Below are 284 nucleotides of genomic sequence, written 5' to 3'. Positions count from 1 at the left end.
ATTGCTGACCTTTTAAAAATAAATGGTTAACTTCATTTCCATTAATATTCATTGTTTCACTTCCCTAACTAGAGCCTACTAGAACTTGTGGATTATTTGCAGAATAAGATTTTGCATCGCTCAAAGAACTTGAGTAATGAAAAGTTTCTTTGTTTTCAAGCGCAGAAATCCTATTTAAAGCGGTATTAATGTTTGTTTTAATGGAAGATATATCTAACTGCATCGATGATATTGGAAGCTTATTAATATCAGCTTGCAAGCTATCATGTGCAGTTTTAGCATCG

General features: G+C 32.0%; 1 protein-coding gene. It reads right to left on the bottom strand.

Annotated elements, in window-relative coordinates; all coding sequences use genetic code 11:
• Positions 1-64: 64 nt before the first annotated feature.
• Positions 65-284: hypothetical protein (locus H3V04_RS09240; protein WP_198188317.1), on the bottom strand; the 220-nt coding region annotated here is incomplete at its 5' end.

This window comes from Bifidobacterium sp. M0353, from assembly GCF_016100645.1.
Classification (GTDB): Bacteria; Actinomycetota; Actinomycetes; order Actinomycetales; family Bifidobacteriaceae; genus Bombiscardovia; species Bombiscardovia choladohabitans.
The sequence above is the reverse complement of the archived record's forward strand: the minus strand, read 5'-3'. Positions and strand labels throughout refer to the sequence as shown.